The sequence below is a fragment of the Ancylobacter koreensis genome, assembly GCF_023016525.1.
GTDB lineage: Bacteria > Pseudomonadota > Alphaproteobacteria > Rhizobiales > Xanthobacteraceae > Ancylobacter > Ancylobacter koreensis.
Window position 1 is genome coordinate 159,941 of record NZ_JALKCG010000005.1, and the last position, 16,534, is coordinate 176,474.

The 16,534-nt window shown below is 68.8% G+C and carries 19 protein-coding genes and 1 tRNA gene; 11 read left to right on the top strand and 9 right to left on the bottom strand.

Annotated elements, in window-relative coordinates:
• Positions 1-58 precede the first annotated feature (58 nt).
• A complete protein-coding gene (locus tag MWN33_RS13570) occupies positions 59-652 on the top strand; it encodes a superoxide dismutase (protein WP_247201570.1) in 594 nt (197 codons plus the stop codon).
• Positions 653-739: 87 nt separating this feature from the next.
• On the opposite strand, the gene MWN33_RS13575 is transcribed toward MWN33_RS13570, so the two are convergent.
• On the bottom strand, positions 740-1,096 hold the full coding sequence (locus MWN33_RS13575; protein ID WP_247201571.1) for a hypothetical protein: 357 nt from the start codon (positions 1,094-1,096) through the stop codon (positions 740-742).
• 109 nt (positions 1,097-1,205) lie between these two features.
• On the bottom strand, positions 1,206-2,192 hold the full coding sequence (locus MWN33_RS13580; RefSeq protein ID WP_247201572.1) for a zinc transporter ZntB: 987 nt from the start codon (positions 2,190-2,192) through the stop codon (positions 1,206-1,208).
• Positions 2,193-2,372: 180 nt separating this feature from the next.
• Here MWN33_RS13580 and MWN33_RS13585 point away from each other — a divergent pair, with 180 nt between their 5' ends.
• Positions 2,373-2,708, top strand: a complete 336-nt coding sequence (locus MWN33_RS13585; RefSeq protein WP_247201573.1) for a hypothetical protein — start codon at positions 2,373-2,375, stop codon at positions 2,706-2,708.
• Positions 2,709-2,805: 97 nt separating this feature from the next.
• Here the strand turns inward: MWN33_RS13585 and folK are convergent, their stop codons facing one another.
• Together folK and folP are read right to left on the bottom strand one after the other, a co-directional pair.
• Complete coding sequence (gene folK, locus MWN33_RS13590; RefSeq protein ID WP_247201574.1) at positions 2,806-3,357, bottom strand: 2-amino-4-hydroxy-6-hydroxymethyldihydropteridine diphosphokinase; 552 nt, start codon at positions 3,355-3,357, stop codon at positions 2,806-2,808.
• The gene (gene folP, locus MWN33_RS13595) at positions 3,347-4,189 is read right to left on the bottom strand and encodes a dihydropteroate synthase (RefSeq protein WP_247201575.1); all 843 of its coding nucleotides are present in this window, start codon (positions 4,187-4,189) and stop codon (positions 3,347-3,349) included. Before folP ends, folK begins: the two co-directional genes overlap by 11 nt.
• Positions 4,190-4,377: 188 nt before the next feature.
• On the opposite strand from folP, the gene MWN33_RS13600 reads away from it, so the two are divergent.
• From MWN33_RS13600 to MWN33_RS13610, 3 genes are all read left to right on the top strand, one after another.
• Positions 4,378-5,916 (top strand): helicase HerA-like domain-containing protein, encoded by a 1,539-nt coding sequence (locus MWN33_RS13600; protein WP_247201576.1) that lies wholly within the window; start codon positions 4,378-4,380, stop codon positions 5,914-5,916.
• A gap of 118 nt (positions 5,917-6,034) precedes the next feature.
• Positions 6,035-7,417: a dipeptidase gene (locus tag MWN33_RS13605; RefSeq protein WP_247201577.1), complete on the top strand. Its 1,383-nt coding sequence runs from the start codon at positions 6,035-6,037 to the stop codon at positions 7,415-7,417.
• Between the two features lie 5 nt (positions 7,418-7,422).
• Positions 7,423-8,280 (top strand): branched-chain amino acid aminotransferase, encoded by an 858-nt coding sequence (locus tag MWN33_RS13610; protein ID WP_247201578.1) that lies wholly within the window; start codon positions 7,423-7,425, stop codon positions 8,278-8,280.
• A gap of 108 nt (positions 8,281-8,388) precedes the next feature.
• Here the strand turns inward: MWN33_RS13610 and MWN33_RS13615 are convergent, their stop codons facing one another.
• Positions 8,389-8,592, bottom strand: a complete 204-nt coding sequence (locus MWN33_RS13615; RefSeq protein ID WP_247201579.1) for a CsbD family protein — start codon at positions 8,590-8,592, stop codon at positions 8,389-8,391.
• A gap of 88 nt (positions 8,593-8,680) precedes the next feature.
• On the opposite strand from MWN33_RS13615, the gene meaB reads away from it, so the two are divergent.
• From meaB to MWN33_RS13630, 3 genes are all read left to right on the top strand, one after another.
• The gene (gene meaB, locus MWN33_RS13620) at positions 8,681-9,673 is read left to right on the top strand and encodes a methylmalonyl Co-A mutase-associated GTPase MeaB (RefSeq protein ID WP_247201580.1); all 993 of its coding nucleotides are present in this window, start codon (positions 8,681-8,683) and stop codon (positions 9,671-9,673) included.
• 118 nt (positions 9,674-9,791) lie between these two features.
• Positions 9,792-10,178 carry a response regulator gene (locus MWN33_RS13625; RefSeq protein WP_247201581.1) on the top strand — a complete coding sequence of 129 codons (387 nt, stop codon included), beginning with the start codon at positions 9,792-9,794 and terminating at the stop codon, positions 10,176-10,178.
• Positions 10,168-10,830, top strand: coding sequence for a pyroglutamyl-peptidase I (locus MWN33_RS13630; RefSeq protein ID WP_247201582.1), 663 nt, complete (start codon positions 10,168-10,170; stop codon positions 10,828-10,830). Before MWN33_RS13625 ends, MWN33_RS13630 begins: the two co-directional genes overlap by 11 nt.
• On the opposite strand, the gene MWN33_RS13635 is transcribed toward MWN33_RS13630, so the two are convergent.
• On the bottom strand, positions 10,827-11,156 hold the full coding sequence (locus tag MWN33_RS13635; RefSeq protein WP_247201583.1) for a c-type cytochrome: 330 nt from the start codon (positions 11,154-11,156) through the stop codon (positions 10,827-10,829). The two genes, MWN33_RS13630 and MWN33_RS13635, sit on opposite strands and share 4 nt — an antisense overlap.
• A 61-nt stretch (positions 11,157-11,217) precedes the next feature.
• A complete protein-coding gene (locus MWN33_RS13640) occupies positions 11,218-12,501 on the bottom strand; it encodes a PQQ-dependent sugar dehydrogenase (RefSeq protein ID WP_425532006.1) in 1,284 nt (427 codons plus the stop codon).
• Between the two features lie 342 nt (positions 12,502-12,843).
• Between MWN33_RS13640 and MWN33_RS13645 the strand changes: the two genes are divergently transcribed.
• On the top strand, positions 12,844-13,770 hold the full coding sequence (locus MWN33_RS13645) for a sulfite exporter TauE/SafE family protein (RefSeq protein ID WP_247201584.1): 927 nt from the start codon (positions 12,844-12,846) through the stop codon (positions 13,768-13,770).
• Positions 13,767-14,534: a TIGR02186 family protein gene (locus MWN33_RS13650; RefSeq protein WP_247201585.1), complete on the top strand. Its 768-nt coding sequence runs from the start codon at positions 13,767-13,769 to the stop codon at positions 14,532-14,534. The genes MWN33_RS13645 and MWN33_RS13650 overlap by 4 nt, the downstream gene beginning before the upstream one ends.
• On the opposite strand, the gene MWN33_RS13655 is transcribed toward MWN33_RS13650, so the two are convergent.
• Together MWN33_RS13655 and MWN33_RS13660 are read right to left on the bottom strand one after the other, a co-directional pair.
• On the bottom strand, positions 14,531-15,952 hold the full coding sequence (locus MWN33_RS13655; RefSeq protein WP_247201586.1) for an AtzE family amidohydrolase: 1,422 nt from the start codon (positions 15,950-15,952) through the stop codon (positions 14,531-14,533). The genes MWN33_RS13650 and MWN33_RS13655 overlap by 4 nt on opposite strands.
• Positions 15,953-15,957: 5 nt before the next feature.
• Positions 15,958-16,173, bottom strand: coding sequence for a DUF4089 domain-containing protein (locus MWN33_RS13660; RefSeq protein WP_247201587.1), 216 nt, complete (start codon positions 16,171-16,173; stop codon positions 15,958-15,960).
• Positions 16,174-16,372: 199 nt separating this feature from the next.
• Between MWN33_RS13660 and MWN33_RS13665 the strand changes: the two genes are divergently transcribed.
• A tRNA-His gene (locus MWN33_RS13665) sits at positions 16,373-16,449 on the top strand.
• Positions 16,450-16,534: the final 85 nt, after the last annotated feature.

A 16,534-nucleotide genomic window follows, 5' to 3' on the forward strand; every position in this document is an offset into this window, starting at 1 on the left:
CACCGGCGGAGGCACCCGTGCCGGGGTTCGGCCGGATTTCATTTCGCGGAGACGCTCCATGTCCTTCTCGCTTCCCGAACTTCCCTATTCCTACGACGCCCTCGCCCCCTACATGTCGCGCGAGACGCTCGAATATCACCACGACAAGCACCACCTCGCCTATGTGAACAACGGCAACAACCTGCTGAAGGGCACCGAGTGGGAAGGCAAGTCGCTGGAAGAGATCGTGAAGGGCTCCTACGGCAAGAATGCCGGGCTCTTCAACAATGCCGGCCAGCACTACAACCACCTGCACTTCTGGAACTGGATGAAGCCGAATGGCGGCGGCGCCATTCCCGGCGAGCTTGAGAAGAAGATCGTCGAGGACCTCGGCTCCGTCGAGAAGTTCAAGGAAGACTTCATCCAGGCCGGCGTGACGCAGTTCGGTTCCGGCTGGGCCTGGCTGGCGGTCAAGGACGGCAAGCTCGTCATCGCCAAGACCCCGAACGGCGAGAGCCCGCTGGTCTCCGGCGCCACCCCGATCCTCGGCGTCGACGTGTGGGAGCACTCCTACTACATCGACTACCGCAACCGTCGCCCGGACTATCTCAAGGCGTTCGTCGAGAACCTGGTGAACTGGGACTACGTCGCCGAGCTCTATTCCAAGGCCTGATCGCGCGCCGCGCGCCACAGGACGATACGAGACGGCCGGGGGCGCACCCCGGCCGTTTTGCTTTCGGGAGCGGCAGGGAGCGTACGCTCAGCCACGCGGGCGCCAGCCGCGCGCCGGCGGCGGATAACCCTTCACGCAGTAGTCATTCCAGAAATCGAGCTGCCAGGCCGAGCGCCACTGGTAGAGCCAGTTCTCGCACGCGTCCTTGGAGCGGAAGCAGCCCTCCACCGTCCGCCCCTCGATGAAGTTGAGGTTCCACGGAGCCTCGCGCCGCCCGGTGAAATGGCCGTACCAGAGCTGGGCCGGGTTGCCGGATGCCGCCATGGCGCGGCAGTCGCCGCCGGGAAAGGTGCCGGTGAACTGATAGGCCCCCGCCGGCGTGGCGGCGAGAGCGAGGAAGCCGCCGAGCGCCAGGGCGGAGCCGGCCAGAACAGCGCGTTTCATGACGCATCACCTCCGGCGGACGGGCGACCGCCGCCGGCCCGCTCATAGCCTGATGTAGTCCGGCGTTTCGCGGGTAAAAGGGGGCCGCGCACGGAAGTCGGCCGGGAGCTTACAACCAGCGTATCTTGCGCAGCAGCGCCACCAGCCCGACGCCAAGCAGCGCCGCGACGATGGTCACTGCCCAGAAGCCGTTGGGGTCCTGCGCGCCGGGAATGCCCTCGACATTCATGCCCATCAGGCCGGTGATCAGCGTCAGCGGCGCGAAGATGACAGTGACGGCGGCGAGGATGAGCATGGAGCGGTTCATCTGCTCGGCGCGCCGCTCCACCATCTGGTCGTAGATCACCGCGGCGCGGTCGCGCACAGAATCGAGTTCCTCGGCGAAGCGCGTCACCCGGTCGGCGGCCTCTCGCAGCCGGTTGCGGTCGCGCGGGGAGAGCCATTCGGCGTCCTCCAGCGAGAAATGGTTCAGCGCCTCCCGCTGGGGGGCGATGTAGCGGCGCAGGATGATGGCGACGCGCCGCACCTCGGAGACCTTCGGGCTGAGATTGGAGAGCGTGGCACTCAGCACCATCTCCTCCAGCTCGTCCGCCTGCTCGGCCAGCGCGGTGATCACCGTGTCCATGCGGTCGACGAGGCGCATGGAGAGATCGGCGACGAACTCGCCCGGCGTGCGCGGGGCGCGCCCGCGCTGGATGGCGTCCTCGAAATCGCCGACCGCCGACAGGGCGCGCTTGCGCACCGAGACGATGCGGTGCGGCTCCACCCAGAAGCGCACCGAATGCATCTCGTCCGGCAGCGAATAGGGCATCAGGTTGATGCCGCGCAGGTTCAGGAAGGCGCCGTTGTCGAACAGAGCGCAGCGCGGCCGGGTCTCGGCGGCGGTGAGCGACTCGACGATGGATGGGTCGATCCGGCTGTCGTCGGTCAGCCAGGTACGCCCGTGCCGGTGGTCCATCTGCTGCAGGTTGATCCAGTCGAAGCCGCCGGACTGCGGGGACCCGCGCAGGATTTCTTCCCAGCCGATGCGCCGCGCGCCGCCGGCCCCGTCAAAGGACCAGGCGGATACCAGACCTTCCCTATCGTAATCCGGCAAGACGGCGCTCCCTCATTTCCGCAATGAACGCTGGATGAACGGAAGAACTGGAATGCGTTCAGTTTGATGAACCTTTTGCAACAGCCGGTTCAGTTTGGGCTCAGCCGGCCGGGACTAGGGTGATCTCCATCAACGGCCAATCCCGGCCGCGAGCGACTAGCAGAGTTTATCGAGGTCGTCATGATCCGCTTCCCGAAGTCTACCAAGCTCGCCGCGCTCGCCATTGCGGGCGTCACCGTCCTCGCTTCCGCCATTCCCGCCGACGCCGGCTGGCGCGGCCGTGGCGGTCCGGGCTGGGGCGGACCCGGCTGGGGTGGTCCGGGCTATTATTATGGCCCGCGCCGCAACAATAACGGCGCCGCCGTCGCCGCCGGCATCATCGGCGGCCTCGCCGTCGGCGCGCTGGCCGCTTCCGCCGCCAACAATTACTACGGCCCGCGCTGCTGGACCGAGACGCGCACCCTCTACAACAGCTGGGGCCAGCCCTATTACCGCGACGTCGAGGTCTGCCGCTGACGGCATTCCCTCTCATCCCGGGCGACGGGACGAGCACGGCGCAAGGGGGTGGCGGAGCGATCCGCCGCCCCTTTGCGTGTCAGCGACCCTTCGCGTGTCAGTAAGTCAGCGGCTGCGGGTCGACCTTGACGATGCCGCTGCGGTCCAACCCCTCCAGCGCCGCGCGGACCGGCACCCCGCCGACCGCGAGGTCGGGCGCCAGCTCGGCGAGCGGGATCAGCGCGAAGGCGCGCTCCATCATGCGCGGATGTGGGATTTCGAGGTCCGGCTCGGCGAGCACGTCGTCGCCGTAGAGCAGGATGTCGATGTCGATGGTGCGTGGCCCGAAGCGCACCTCGCGCGTGCGGTCGCGCCCGAAGGCGTGCTCGACGCCCAGCAGCATGTTGAGCAGTTCGCGGGCGGAAAGTTCGGTCTCCACCGCCACCACGATGTTCAGATACGGTCCCTGCGGCACCGGGCCCCAGGGCGGCGTCTCGTAGAGCGAAGAGCGGGCGACGATCTTCAGCCCCGTGCGCGCGATCAGCCCCACCGCCTTCGCCATGGTGCCGGCACGGTCGCCGAGATTCGAGCCGAGGCACAGATAGGCGATGCGCTTCTCGACCTTGCGCGGCCGGCGGATAAAGAATTCGGGCGCGGACTCAGACGGCATGGAGGATCGCCTCTGCCACCCGCGCCGCCTGCACATGGGCGGCGACGTCGTGCACGCGGATCATCGCGCAGCCCGCCATGATGCCGATCACGTTGGAGGCGATGGTACCCGGCAGGCGCTCGGCCGGCGTCGTCTCGATCACCTTGCCGATCAGCGATTTGCGCGAGGTGCCCAGCAGCACCGGGAAGCCGAGCGCCACCAGATCGGGCAGCGCCGCCAGCGCCTTCAGGTTCTGTTCGAAGGTCTTGCCGAAACCGATGCCGGGGTCGAGGCTGATGCGCTCGGGGCGGATGCCCGCGCGCGCTGCCCGCTCCAGCGACTGCTCGAAGAAGGCGGTGATGTCGGCCACGATGTCGACATTCGGGTCGACGCTGGCGCGGTTGTGCATCGCCACCACGCCGGCGTCGTAGGTCGCCGCCACGCGGGCCATCTCCGGATCGCCCATCAGGCCCCATATGTCGTTGACGATGGCCGCACCCTTGCGCAGCGCCGCCTCGGCGACGACCGCCTTCTGGGTGTCGACGGAGATCGGCACCGGCAGGTCGGCCAGCGCCTCCACCGCCGGCAGCACGCGGCGAAGCTCCTCCTCCGGTGCCACCGGGGTGTGGCCGGGGCGGGTCGATTCGCCGCCTATGTCGAGAATGTCGGCCCCTTCCGCCACCAGCCGGTGGGCGTTCGCCAGCGCGTCGTCGAGCGCGGCGCTGCGCCCGCCGTCGGAGAAGGAATCCGGCGTCACGTTGAGGATGCCCATCACCAGCGTGCGGCCCTCATAGGAGAGCCGGCGGCCGCGGGCGTCGAACCGGCGTTGGGTGGGGGGCGTCAACGAGGCCATGGCTTTTCCGGCGTTGGACATGCCGGCCTCCAATCGCGCGCCTGCGGGCGGATGGCAAGCGCCACGATGGTCGCCCGACCATTTGACGTTGCAGCACCGCTTGCCGAACCCGCCCCGCCTGCGCTCTAAAGGTGCCGGGGAGTTCGCCCGCCAAGTTCGCCCGCAGACTTCGCCCGCAGGAGACCACCATGTCCGGGGACATTGACGGCAAGATCTTCGTCGGCAAAAGCACCTCGCGCGACGCAGGCAAGCCCGAATACCTCACCCTCAAGCTCGCCAACCGGCACGGCCTCGCCACCGGCGCCACCGGCACCGGCAAGACGGTGACGCTGCAGACGCTGGCCGAAGGCTTCTCGCGCGCCGGCGTCCCGGTCTTCGCCGCCGACATCAAGGGCGACCTCTCCGGCATCGCCATGCCCGGCGAGGGGCAGGAATGGATCGTCAAGCGCTGCGAGGAGATCGGCATCGACTATGTGCCGGACGAGTTCCCGGTGATCTTCTGGGACCTGTTCGGCGAGCAGGGCCACCCCGTCCGCGCCACCGTCTCGGAGATGGGCCCGCTGCTGCTGGCGCGGCTCCTGAACCTCAACGACGTGCAGGAAGGCGTGCTCAACGTCGTCTTCCGCATCGCCGACGAGCAGGGCCTGCTGCTGCTGGACCTGAAGGACCTGCGCGCCCTCCTCGCCTTCGTGGCGGAGAACGCCTCCAAGCTCACCACCACCTATGGCAACGTGTCCCCCGCGACGGTGGGCGCCATACAGCGCTCGCTGCTGGTGCTGGAGAACCAGGGCGCCGACAAATTCTTCGGCGAGCCCGCGCTCAAGATCACCGACCTGATGCGTGTCGATCCGCGCTCGGGCTACGGCACCATCTCGCTGCTGGCCGCCGACAGGCTGATGGGCTCGCCCCAGCTCTACGCCTCCTTCCTGCTCTGGCTACTGTCCGAGCTGTTCGAGGAGCTGCCCGAGGTGGGCGATCCCGACAAGCCCAAGGTCGTGTTCTTCTTCGACGAGGCGCATCTGCTGTTCGACGAGGCGCCCAAGGCGCTGCTGCAGAAGGTCGAGCAGGTGGTGCGGCTCATCCGCTCCAAGGGGGTGGGCGTGTATTTCGTCACCCAGAACCCGCTCGACGTGCCCGAGAGCGTGCTGGCCCAGCTCGGCAACCGCGTGCAGCACGCGCTGCGCGCCTTCACCCCGCGCGACCAGAAGGCGGTGAAGGCGGCGGCCGACACCTTCCGCCCCAACCCGGCGCTGAACACCGCGCAGGTCATCACCGAGCTCGGCAAGGGCGAGGCGCTGGTCTCCATGCTGGAGGGCAACGGCACACCCTCAATGGTCGAGCGCACGCTCATCGCCCCGCCGGCCGGGCGCGTCGGCCCGATCACGCCGGAACTGCGCAAGGTCGCCATCGCCCAGAGCCCGGTGCGCAACGTCTACGACCAGACGCTGGACCGCGAGTCGGCCTATGAGATCCTGACCAAGCGCGCCGAGGAGGCTGCCCCGCCCGAGGCGCCGCCCACGCCGGCCAACACCCCGGCCCCGACGCAGGCCGGCGCGGCCTCCGGCGGCGGCTGGCTCGACGGCATCCTCGGCGGCATTCTCGGCACACCCTCGCGCGGCCGGATGAGCGTCGGCGAGCAGGTGACGCGGCAGGTGGCGCGCGAGGTGACCAATCAGATCACCAAGGCGATCCTGCGCAACGTGCTCGGCGGCGCCCGGCGGCGATAACCACGTCATCCCGGCCGGAGGCGCAGCCGCAGAGCCGGGATCGTTCTCCATCCTGCACCCGATCCCGGATCGGCCTCTGGCCGTCCGGGATGACGAACAAGAAACGGGACTAAACATCATGTCCGATCTCGACCGCGTTCTGGCTCAGGTGGATGCCGATCTCGACGCCAGCCTCGAACGCCTGTTCGCCTTCCTGCGCATCCCGTCCATCTCGACGGACCGCGCCTATGCGGACGAGTGCCGCCGCGCCGGCCAGTGGCTGGCGGACGACCTCGCCACGCTCGGCCTTGAGGCCAAGCTCAACGCGACGCCCGGCCACCCCATCGTCACCGGCACCTCGCATGCCGGCGCGGCGCGGCGGGTGCTGTTCTACGGCCATTACGACGTGCAGCCGGTCGACCCGCTGGAGCTCTGGGAGAACCCGCCTTTCGAGCCGCGCATCGTCGCGAACGCGGAGGGCGTGAAGCGGATCGTGGCGCGCGGTTCCTCCGACGACAAGGGTCAGGTGATGACCTTCGTCGAGGCGTGCCGCGCCTATCAGAAGGTGCTCGGCAGACTGCCCGTCGACGTCGCCATCGTCGTCGAGGGCGAGGAGGAGAGCGGCTCGGCCAATATCGTCCCCTTCCTCGCCGCGCATAAGGACGAGCTGAAGGCCGATGTCGCCCTCGTCTGCGACACCGGCATGTGGGACGCGCAGACCCCCGCCATCGTGCTGTCGCTGCGCGGGCTGATGCATGACGAGTTCGTCGTGCGCGCCGCCGACCGCGACCTGCATTCGGGCTATTACGGCGGCGCGGCGGCCAATCCGCTGCACGTCATCTCCAAGGTGATCGCAGCGGTGCACGATGCCGACGGGCGCGTCACCATTCCCGGCTTCTACGACGGCGTGCTGGAGCCGCCCGAGCATGTGAAAGCGGCGTGGGCGCAGCTCGACCTGACGCCGGAGAATTTCCTTGCCCCCATCGGCCTGTCGATCCCCTCGGGCGAGAAGGACCGGCTGCTGATCGAGCTGGTCTCCTCGCGCCCCACCTTCGAGGTCAACGGCCTGTGGGGCGGCTATACGGGCGAAGGCTCTAAGACCGTCATCCCCTCCATCGCCACTGCCAAGATTTCCTGCCGGCTCGTCGCCGACCAGGACCCGGCGCAGGTGCGCGACGCGGTGCGCGCCTTCATCCGCGCGAACATCCCGGCCGACTGCACCGTCGAGTTCCTCGGCGGCGAGGGCAGCCGCGCCGTCGCCGTGGCGCATGACAGCCCCGATCTCGCCAAGGCCGCCGAGGCGCTGGAGAAGGAATGGGGCAAGCCGCCCGTCACCGCCGGCGAGGGCGGCTCCATTCCCGTGGTCGGCCAGTTCAAGAAAGTGCTGGGGCAGGACACGCTGCTGATCGGTTTCGCGCTGGACGACGACCGCATCCATTCGCCGAACGAGAAATACGACCTGGCCTCGTTCCACAAGGGCATTCGCAGCTGGGTGCGCATCCTCGCGGCGCTGGCGGAGTAGTATCGATGTCGCACTGGAGCCGGACCTTCACCTTTCTCGACGGGCAATGGCACGAGGGCAACGTGCCGATCATGGGCGTGCGCACCCATGCCGCCTGGCTCGGCACCTCGGTGTTCGACGGCGCCCGCGCCTTCGAGGGCGTGACGCCGGACCTCGCGCAGCACTGCGCGCGGGTGAACCGCTCGGCGGTGGCGATGGGGCTGAAGCCGGTCGTTTCCGTGGAGCAATGGGTCGAGCTGACCCATGCCGGGCTGAAGCACTTCGCGCCCGACGCCGCGCTCTACATCCGGCCGATGTACTGGGCGGAATTTCCCGGCGCCCGCACGGTGGATGCCGATCCCGAATCGACCCGCTGGTGCCTCAGCCTTTACGAGGCCGGCATGCCCGACCCCGCGCGCGGCACCTCGATCACCCTGTCGCGTTTCCGCCGCCCCACCATCGAATGCGCCGTCACCGACGCCAAGGCGGGCTGCCTCTACCCCAACAATGCCCGTGCCCTCGCCGAGGCGCATGCGCGCGGCTTCGAGAATGCCGCGCTGTGCGACATGCTGGGCAACGTCGCGGAACTCGCCACCGCCAACGTGTTCATCGTCAAGAACGGGGTGGCGCTGACACCGGCGGCGAACGGCACCTTCCTCGCCGGCATCACCCGTACCCGGACCCTGGAGCTGCTGCGCGCCGGCGGCGTCGAGGTGGTGGAGACGGCGCTGACCTGGCGCGATTTCCTGGAGGCGGACGAGGCCTTCTCGACCGGCAACTACTCGAAGGTCTCGCCGATAACGCGCATCGAGGAGCGCGACCTGCAACCGGGGCCGGTCTATCGCCGGGCGCGCGAACTCTATTGGGATTTTGCCCATTCGTGACGCCAGAGTTCCTGAATCCCCGCCGTCAGGCCGCCACCGCGCAAGCAAAAGCCCCCGCCTTCAGGCGGGGGCCCGTACATGGCATCGCGACGTTCAGCGCGGTCCCGCTCACATCTTGAAGCGGCGGCTCCAGTCGTCGATCTGGCGGTTGGCCTCGTCCTTGGCGAGGCCGTAGCGCTCCTGAAGAACGCCTTCGAGCTCCTCGCGCTTGCCGTGCAGGCGGTCGATGTCGTCGTCGGTCAGCTTGCCCCACTGCTGGCGCACCTGACCCTTGAGCTGCTTCCAGTTGCCTTCGATACGATCCCAGTTCATTGGGGTCTCCCTTGGTCGAACGTAGCCGTGCCTCGTCAGGCGTCGGCCGGGCTGCTAGCATCGCCCCGTTAACGCGCAGGTCCCGGTTTTGATCCACGCCCGCCCGCTTCCCCCGCTCGACGATCTCGTGAACGGCGTGCGCGAAGGGCGGCGCGCCATGCTCGCGCGCGCCATCACGCTGGTGGAATCGCGCAAGGCCGAGCACCGGGCGCTGGCCGAGGAGCTGATGCAGGCGATCCTGCCCTTCACCGGCCAGGCGCTGCGGGTCGGCATCACCGGCGTGCCGGGCGTGGGCAAGTCCACCACCATCGACGCGCTCGGGGCCTGGCTGCTGGAACAGGGCCACCGCGTCGCCGTGCTGGCGGTCGACCCCTCCTCGACCCGCACCGGCGGCTCGATCCTCGGCGACAAGACCCGCATGGCCCGCCTCTCCATGGACGAGCGCGCCTTCGTGCGCCCCTCGCCCTCCGCCGGCACGCTGGGCGGGGTGGCGGCGCGCACGCGCGAGACCATGCTGCTGTGCGAGGCCTCCGGCTACGACGTGGTGCTGGTCGAGACGGTCGGTGTCGGCCAGTCCGAGACAGCCGTGGCGGACATGACCGACACCTTTCTGGTACTGATGCTGCCCGGCGCCGGCGACGAGCTTCAGGGCATCAAGAAGGGCATCGTCGAGCTTGCCGACATCGTGGCGGTGAACAAGGCGGAGGGCGCCAACGCGGCGCGTGCCAAGGCTGCCGCCGGCGAATACCGGGCGGCGCTTCACGTGCTGGGCGGCCGCGAGGCGCACTGGTCGACGCCGGTGCTCACCTATTCCGGCCTCACCGGCGAAGGCATCGCCGAATTGTGGACGCAGGTGCGGCTGCATCGCGCGCGCGCAGAGGCGGCGGGGGCCTTCGCGGACAAGCGCAGCGCCCAGCAGGTGCGCTGGATGTGGACCCTGTTCGACGACCGGCTGCGCGAGCGGCTGCGTTCGGACCCCGCGCTTCGCGCAGAACTGCCCGATATCGAGCGCGCCGTCGCCGGCGGCACGCTCGCGCCAACCCTTGCCGCAGCACGAATTGCGAGGCATTTTGGCTGGTGACTCGCAAAAAAGCCTGATTGATTGCATTAATAGATCTTAATGAGATCGGGGCCGCGGCGGTTTCGAAAAGCCGCGGCGGGCGAATGCTGGCCGCACCGGCATCGGGGGACGAAACACCATGGGCGAGGCGCACGAGCTGTCGGGCCGACGCGTCTTTGTTGTCGAGGACGAAACCCTCGTCGCCGCGATGATCGAGGCGATGGTGGAGGAACTCGGCGCCGTGGTGATCGGCAGCGAGACACGCATCGCCGACGCCCTCAGCTTCATCGACAGCCGCCATGGCGATATCGACATCGCTCTGCTCGACCTCAATCTGGGCGAGGGCCGCAGCTACGACATCGCCCAGGCAGTGTCCCGCCATGACATCCCGATCGTGTTTTCCACCGGCTATACCGACGGCGCCATCGACGAGCCCTGGCGCAACCGGCCGCTGCTGAGCAAGCCTTTCCGCCTTGCGGACCTTGAGGGCGCGTTGGCGCGCGCGCTCGCCGCGCGTGTGCTCTGAGGCGGCCCGGCCGGCACGCGGCGACAGACCGCGCATCCTCGTCACCGGCTTCGGCCGCTTTCCCGGCATGCCCTCCAACCCGTCGGCGAGCCTCGCCCGTGCGCTCGCGCGGGGCCGTTCCGGAGCCGGGCGCGTCGACGCCCGCATTGAGGCCCGCATCCTGCCGACGCTGTGGAGCGAGGCAACCGCCTTCCCCGCCCTGCTCGACGCCGCCGCACCCGATATCGTGCTGATGCTCGGCGTCGCCGGCCGGCGGCGGCAGGTCTGCATCGAGTGCGTGGCCCGCAATGCCACAGGCGTCTTCCCGGATACGGCCCGCCGCCGACCCGGCGGGCGGCGGCTGGAGATTGGCGCACCGGCCCAGCGCGCCCTCGCCGCCAGCCCGATGCCGCTGCTGCGGGCGCTGCGTCTGGCCGGCCTTCCCGCCCGCCTCTCGCGCGACGCGGGCGGCTATGTCTGCAACGCGCTGGCGTGGCGCGGATATGGCTGGGCGGCCGAGGGGCAAAGGCTGGCCGTCTTCATCCACATTCCGCTGCCGCGTCCGGGCGCCCTCTCGCGACAACGCCTCCAGCGCGGGCTGGAGGCGTTGCTGGTCGCGCTGGTGGCGCAATGGCGGCAGCACTCGCGCGCAGTTCGCACAGCGAAGACCTAGGGCGGCGTCTGCGCCGTTACCTGGATCGAGGCGTACCAGGCGGCGAGATTGGCGACGTCGGAATCGCTCAGCCCCTTGGCGATCACCGTCATCATCTCGTTCTCGCGCTTGCCGGAGCGGAAGTCCTCAAGCGCCTTGATCAGGTAGAGTTCCTGCTGCCCCGCGAGATTGGCCGCCGTCGGCATCTGCGCGATGCCGTTCGGGCCGTGGCAGACGGCGCATTGGGCGGACGCCTTGGCTCGGCCGGCCTTGGCGTCCTGCGCCATTGCCGGCGCGCACATCATTACCGATGCCGCCAGCAGCGGCACGCAGATCGTCCATTTCATCGACTGTTCCCGGCATGAAGAAAGGGTCCCCCGCGACGGTTGCCGCGGGGGACGGGAGGTCTCACTCGCCGTAGGAGATGCGGTAGATCGCACCCGAAGTGTCGTCCGACACCAGCAGCGAGCCGTCATTGAGCTGCGCGACCGAGGCCGGGCGGCCGAGATACTCGCCGTTCGGCGTCAGCCAGCCGGAGGCGAAGACTTCCGTCTTGGCCGCCGTGCCGTCGTCCTTCAACGAGGTGAACATCACCCGCGCGCCGACCGGGGTGGTGCGGTTCCACGAGCCGTGCTGCACCGAGAAGATGCCGCCGCGATACTTCGCCGGGAACTGCTGGCCGGTGTAGAAGGTCATGCCGAGATCGGCGGCATGGGCCTGCATCTCGACCTCGGGCTTGACCGCGTCGGCCGGCGGCGTCTGGTCCTTGTACTCGGCGGTGCGGACGGAACCGCCGCCGAAATAGGGGAAGCCGAAGTTCTGGCCGGCCTTGGTGGCGCGGTTCAGCTCGCCGGGCGGGATGTCGTCACCCATGCCGTCGACCTGGTTGTCGGTGAACCACAGGGTCTTGTCCTTCGGGTTGAAGTCCATGCCCACCGAGTTGCGGATGCCCCAGGCATAGACGTCGCGGTTCTTGCCGTCGCGGTCCATGCGCACGATGCCGCCGATGCCGTTCTTCTTGTAGAGGTCGAATTTCTCCGGCGCGAACACGTTGAAGGGCTGGCCGAGCGTGATGTAGAGCTTGTCGTCCGGCCCGATGCGGCAGACGCGCGCCGTGTGGTTATAAGATTCTTCCGAGGTCGGGATCAGGTCACCCTGCTTGACCACCTCGAAGGCGGCGACGTCCGGCCCCTCGTAGAAGAACTCGGCGGCCGGGAACAGCAGCACGCGGTTCTGCTCGGCGACGAACAGGAAGCCATCCTTCGAGAAGCAGACGCCGTTGGGCAGCTTGAAGTTGATCGACGGGGCGAACACCTTCACCTCGTCGGCCACGCGGTCCTTGTCGCGGTCCGTCACCGCCCACACCTTGGACTTGCGGGTGCCGACGAAGACCACGCCGGCGCTCGGGCCGACCGCCATCTCGCGGGCGTCCGGTACGATGGCGTAAAGCGAAATCTTGAAGCCGTCCGGCAACTTGATGCCCTGGAGCGTCTTGTTGAAGGCGGCGACGCGAGGACCCGTCTGCGGAACCGTCTCCATTTCCATGGAGGCGCCCGTCGACTGGAAATTGGAGAGCTTCTGCATGTTGTCGGTCGACTGGGCGTTCGCCGCCGCCGAGAACATCAGGGCACCGGCGAACATGGTCGACGCGAGCAGCGCGGCGGAGCGCCGGCTGCGCGAAACGATAGACATGGGTTTCCTCCTAGACATACCGGACCTCGTTCGGATCCGTTGACGGCGGCACGCTAGCACGCGCCCCGCGAAGGTTAAGTCAGCAAACCTGCCCCAATGGGCAAATTTCTAATATTACCTTCAGACCATGGTCTAAATTTATGACCATGTATTAGCCAGATACTACAACTCCGTTCGATCACTTCCAAACTACATTATGTGGGATAATGTATTAGCCAAATCCACGCCGAAACCGGGCGACGGCACCCGCCTGCCGCCCTTCCGCCTATCCGCCACAGCGCGGCGGCACGCGAATCCTGCTACTCCCTTCGACGTCCTCCCGCCCGCCGGACCGCCCGCCCCGTGACCATCTACCTGCCCATCGCGGAACTGCCGGTGAACATCTTCACCCTGCTCGCCCTCGGCGGCGCGGTGGGGTTCATCTCGGGCATGTTCGGCGTCGGCGGCGGCTTCCTGATGACGCCGCTGCTCATCTTCCTCGGCGTGCCCCCGGCAGTGGCCGTGGCGAGCGTCTCCACTCACATGGCCGCCTCGTCCTTCTCCGGCACGCTCAGCTACATGCGGCGCGGGCTCGTCGACGTGCCGCTCGCCCTCGTGCTGCTGGCGGGAGGCCTGACGGGGACGCTCTGCGGCGTGCTCACCTTCATGGTGCTGCGGCGCTTCGGGCAGCTCGATCTCGTCATCGCCATCACCTATATCGCGCTGCTCGGTACGGTCGGCACGCTGATGCTGGCGGAAAGCCTGCGCGCATTGCTGCGTGAATGGCGCGGCCAGAAGGCACAGGTGAAGCGGCCGGGCGCGCATCCCTGGTTCCTGCGCATGCCGTTCAAGATGCGCTTCCGCCAGTCGCGCATCTATGTCTCGGCGATCCCGGTGGTGACGATCGGCTTCTCCATCGGCTTCCTCGGTGCGCTGATGGGCATTGGCGGCGGCTTCCTGCTGGTGCCTGCGCTCATCTACCTGCTGCGCGTGCCGACCGTGACCTCCATCGCCACGGCGCTGATGCTCACGCTGGTGACGATGATCGCCGCCATCGTCATGCACGCCGTGCTCAACCAGACGGTGGATGCGGTGCTTGGCCTCGTGCTCATGGTGGGCGGCACCATCGGCACGCAGTTCGGCGCCCGGGCCGGCCAGACCATGAAGGCGGAGCGGCTGCGCCTGCTGCTCGGCCTGCTCGTGCTGGCGGTCGGCATCCGCGTCGCCGTTGACCAAATCGTGCGGCCGACCGATCTCTACACCGTCAAGATCGACGAGGCGGCCCGATGAGGCGGCTGGCGGCGCTGGTTCTCATTCTCCTCGCCCTGCCCGGCGCGGCCATGGCCGGCGACCTCGTGCTGTCGCTCTCCAAGTCGCGCATCACCATCACCTCCAGCTTCGCCGGCGAGAGCATCGTGCTGTTCGGCGTGATCGAGGCGGGCGACGCGGGAGACGACGGCCAGCCCTACGATGTCGTCGTCACCGTGCGCGGGCCGAATGAGAGCTTTGTCACCTGGCGCAAGGAGCGGCGGTTCGGCCTGTGGGTGAATGTCGACAGCCGCTCCTTCCTCGCCGCGCCGTCCTATCTCGCCGTGCTGAGCAACCGCGAGCCCTCGCTCATGGCGCCGGCCGACATTCTGCGGCAGGAGCAGGCCGGCTTCGTCAACAACCGCCTGCTGCAGCGGGTCGGCTCGGATTTCGCCGACGTGGTGCCGGAGGACCCGTTCCGGCAGGCATTTCTGCGGGTGAAGCAGGCGCAGGGCCTCTATATCGAGAACGCCGCCGGCGTCGAGTTCCTCGCCCCGCATGTCTTCCGCGCCGCCTTCCCGATCCCCGGCACGGCGCCCATCGGCACCTATGAGGTGGTGGTGAAGACCTTTGCCGGCGGCGCCCCTGTCAGCCGGGGCGCGGTGCGCCTCGACGTCGGCAAGGTCGATTTCGAGCAGGCGGTGGCGACGGCGGCGCAGGACCATCCCTGGTTCTACGGCCTCGTGACCGCCTTCGGCGCGCTGGCCGTCGGTTTCGTCGCCAACGTCGCCTTCCGCCGCGACTAGAGCGCCGGCTCGGGCGCGTAGGCGACGCCCGCCGCCTCCAGCACGCCGGCGGCGCGCAAGGCCACATCCTCCCGCCACGGCGCCGCGATGAGCTGCACGGCAATGGGCAGCTTCTCCTCCGTCGGCACCGGGGCCGCCGCCACCGGCAGGCCTATGAAGGAGATCGGCTGGGTGTAGATGCCGATATTAGGCCGCACCAGCATCTCGCGCCCGTCCAGCACGAAGGTCGCCTGTCCGCTGCGCGGGGCCGGCACCGGCGTCGCCGGGGCGATCAGCACATCCCAGTCGGCGAACAGCTCCAGCGCCCGCTCCCGGAACCAGCGCCGGAAGATCTGCGCCCGCACCACGGCGGCGGCCGGCAGCACGGCGCCGGCCAGCAGCCGCTCGCGCACCGCCGGGTCGAAATCGCCCGGCCGCGTGCGCAGGCGCTCAGTGTGCAGCGCGGCACCCTCCGACATGGAGATGATGAAGGCGGCCGCGCGCGCCCGCTCCACCTCCGGCAGTTCGACCGTCGCCGTGGCGCCGAGTGCCTTTGCCGCGCGCGCCACCACCTCATAGGCCTGCGCCGTGCCCTGCCGGGCGAACCAGCCGCCGAGCACCGCTACCCGCAGCCCGCCAGGCACGTCGAGCGTCGGTAGGGTCGGCGCGAACGGCATATTCGCCTGGCCAGGATCGTCCGGGTCGGGGCCGAGCAGCGCGTCATAGGTCGCGGCGAGGTCGCCGACATGGCGCGCGAACGGCCCCAGATGGTCGAGGCTTGCCACAAAGGGGAAGCTGCGCGCCCGCGACAGCCTTCCATAGGTCGGCTTCAACCCGAAGATGCCGCAGAAGGAGGACGGCACGCGGATCGAGCCATTGGTGTCCGAGCCGAGCGAGAGCGGCACCAGCTTGCCGCCCACCGCCGTGCCGGAACCGCCGGAAGAGCCGCCCGACATGTGGCCATGGTCGTGCGGGTTGCGCGAATTGCCGTCATGCAGGTTCTCGCCGGTGAAGTCATAGGCATATTCGCCCATGTTCAGCGAGCCGAGGCACACCGCGCCGCTCGCGCCCATCCGCTCCACCAGCGTGGCGTCGCGCGTTGCCGGGGGACGGTCGCGGTTGATCTTCGAGCCGGCCCGCGTCGGCAGACCCTTGAGATCGAACAAGTTCTTCACCGCATAGGGCACGCCGGCAAGGGCGCCGAGCGGCGCCCCCGCCGCCCGCGCGGCGTCAATGGCGTCGGCTTCCGCGCGGGCGCGCTCGGCGGTCACGTCGGTGAAGGCGTTCAGCACCGGATCGAGGGCGTGGATGCGGGCGAGCGCCGCCTCGGTCACGGCGCGCGCGCTCACCTGCCCCGCGCGGACGGCGGCGGCAAGGTCGAGCGCGGGGCCGGCGAGCAGGCACGCGGCGGCGTCGAGTTGGCTCGTGTCGTCGGGCATGGCGCTCACGGCACATAGACCGGAGCAGGCTCCGCCTCGTCGGGGAGCGGGAAATCCGTCACCAGCTTCGCCATGGCGAAGGCGGTGGCAAGGTGCATCAGGACGCGCGGGCGCAGCTCGCTCTCCAGCGGCAGGCCGGCGAGGCGCAGCCCCGAATCGAGAAAGGCGCCGAGATCATCCCCGGCATCGGCGGCGCTCGGCCCGCCCGTCTGGTCGCTCATACACTCCCCCGTCCTGTCGGCCGGCACGCCCGGCACAGGCCCGCAAGCATACAGAAACCGTGCCACGGGCGCGCGCGGTCGGGCCACCGGCGGCTTTTCCGCGCGGCACTGCAAAGGCTTGTGCAGGGTGCGGCCCGCCATTGCGCGGCGGTCTTGCAAAGCGCGGGCCGGGCAAGTAGGTTCCGCGCCGTTCTGGCACGCAGCTGTAGCTCAGTTGGTTAGAGCGCCGGTCTGTGGAACCGGAGGTCGGTGGTTCGAGCCCACCCAGCTGTACCAGAATCGCTTCCCTATCATTGTCGCTCCGCGTCTACGGGCACCGGCCGCGTCCGTTGACACGGTTCCTTCGCTGCGTGAGGCTTCG

Bases quoted from the DNA above. Each gene is read 5' to 3' on its own strand.
- MWN33_RS13625 (WP_247201581.1), top strand. From the start codon at position 9,792: ATGGGCGAGGCGCACGAGCTGTCGGGCCGACGCGTCTTTGTTGTCGAG.
- MWN33_RS13570 (WP_247201570.1), top strand. From the start codon at position 59: ATGTCCTTCTCGCTTCCCGAACTTCCCTATTCCTACGACGCCCTCGCC.
- MWN33_RS13605 (WP_247201577.1), top strand. From the start codon at position 6,035: ATGTCCGATCTCGACCGCGTTCTGGCTCAGGTGGATGCCGATCTCGAC.
- MWN33_RS13575 (WP_247201571.1), bottom strand. From the start codon at position 1,096: ATGAAACGCGCTGTTCTGGCCGGCTCCGCCCTGGCGCTCGGCGGCTTC.
- MWN33_RS13655 (WP_247201586.1), bottom strand. From the start codon at position 15,952: ATGCCCGACGACACGAGCCAACTCGACGCCGCCGCGTGCCTGCTCGCC.
- MWN33_RS13650 (WP_247201585.1), top strand. From the start codon at position 13,767: ATGAGGCGGCTGGCGGCGCTGGTTCTCATTCTCCTCGCCCTGCCCGGC.
- MWN33_RS13635 (WP_247201583.1), bottom strand. From the start codon at position 11,156: ATGAAATGGACGATCTGCGTGCCGCTGCTGGCGGCATCGGTAATGATG.
- folK (WP_247201574.1), bottom strand. From the start codon at position 3,357: ATGCCGTCTGAGTCCGCGCCCGAATTCTTTATCCGCCGGCCGCGCAAG.
- MWN33_RS13600 (WP_247201576.1), top strand. From the start codon at position 4,378: ATGTCCGGGGACATTGACGGCAAGATCTTCGTCGGCAAAAGCACCTCG.
- folP (WP_247201575.1), bottom strand. From the start codon at position 4,189: ATGGCCTCGTTGACGCCCCCCACCCAACGCCGGTTCGACGCCCGCGGC.
- MWN33_RS13640 (WP_425532006.1), bottom strand. From the start codon at position 12,501: ATGTCTATCGTTTCGCGCAGCCGGCGCTCCGCCGCGCTGCTCGCGTCG.
- MWN33_RS13610 (WP_247201578.1), top strand. From the start codon at position 7,423: ATGTCGCACTGGAGCCGGACCTTCACCTTTCTCGACGGGCAATGGCAC.
- MWN33_RS13585 (WP_247201573.1), top strand. From the start codon at position 2,373: ATGATCCGCTTCCCGAAGTCTACCAAGCTCGCCGCGCTCGCCATTGCG.
- MWN33_RS13660 (WP_247201587.1), bottom strand. From the start codon at position 16,173: ATGAGCGACCAGACGGGCGGGCCGAGCGCCGCCGATGCCGGGGATGAT.
- MWN33_RS13615 (WP_247201579.1), bottom strand. From the start codon at position 8,592: ATGAACTGGGATCGTATCGAAGGCAACTGGAAGCAGCTCAAGGGTCAG.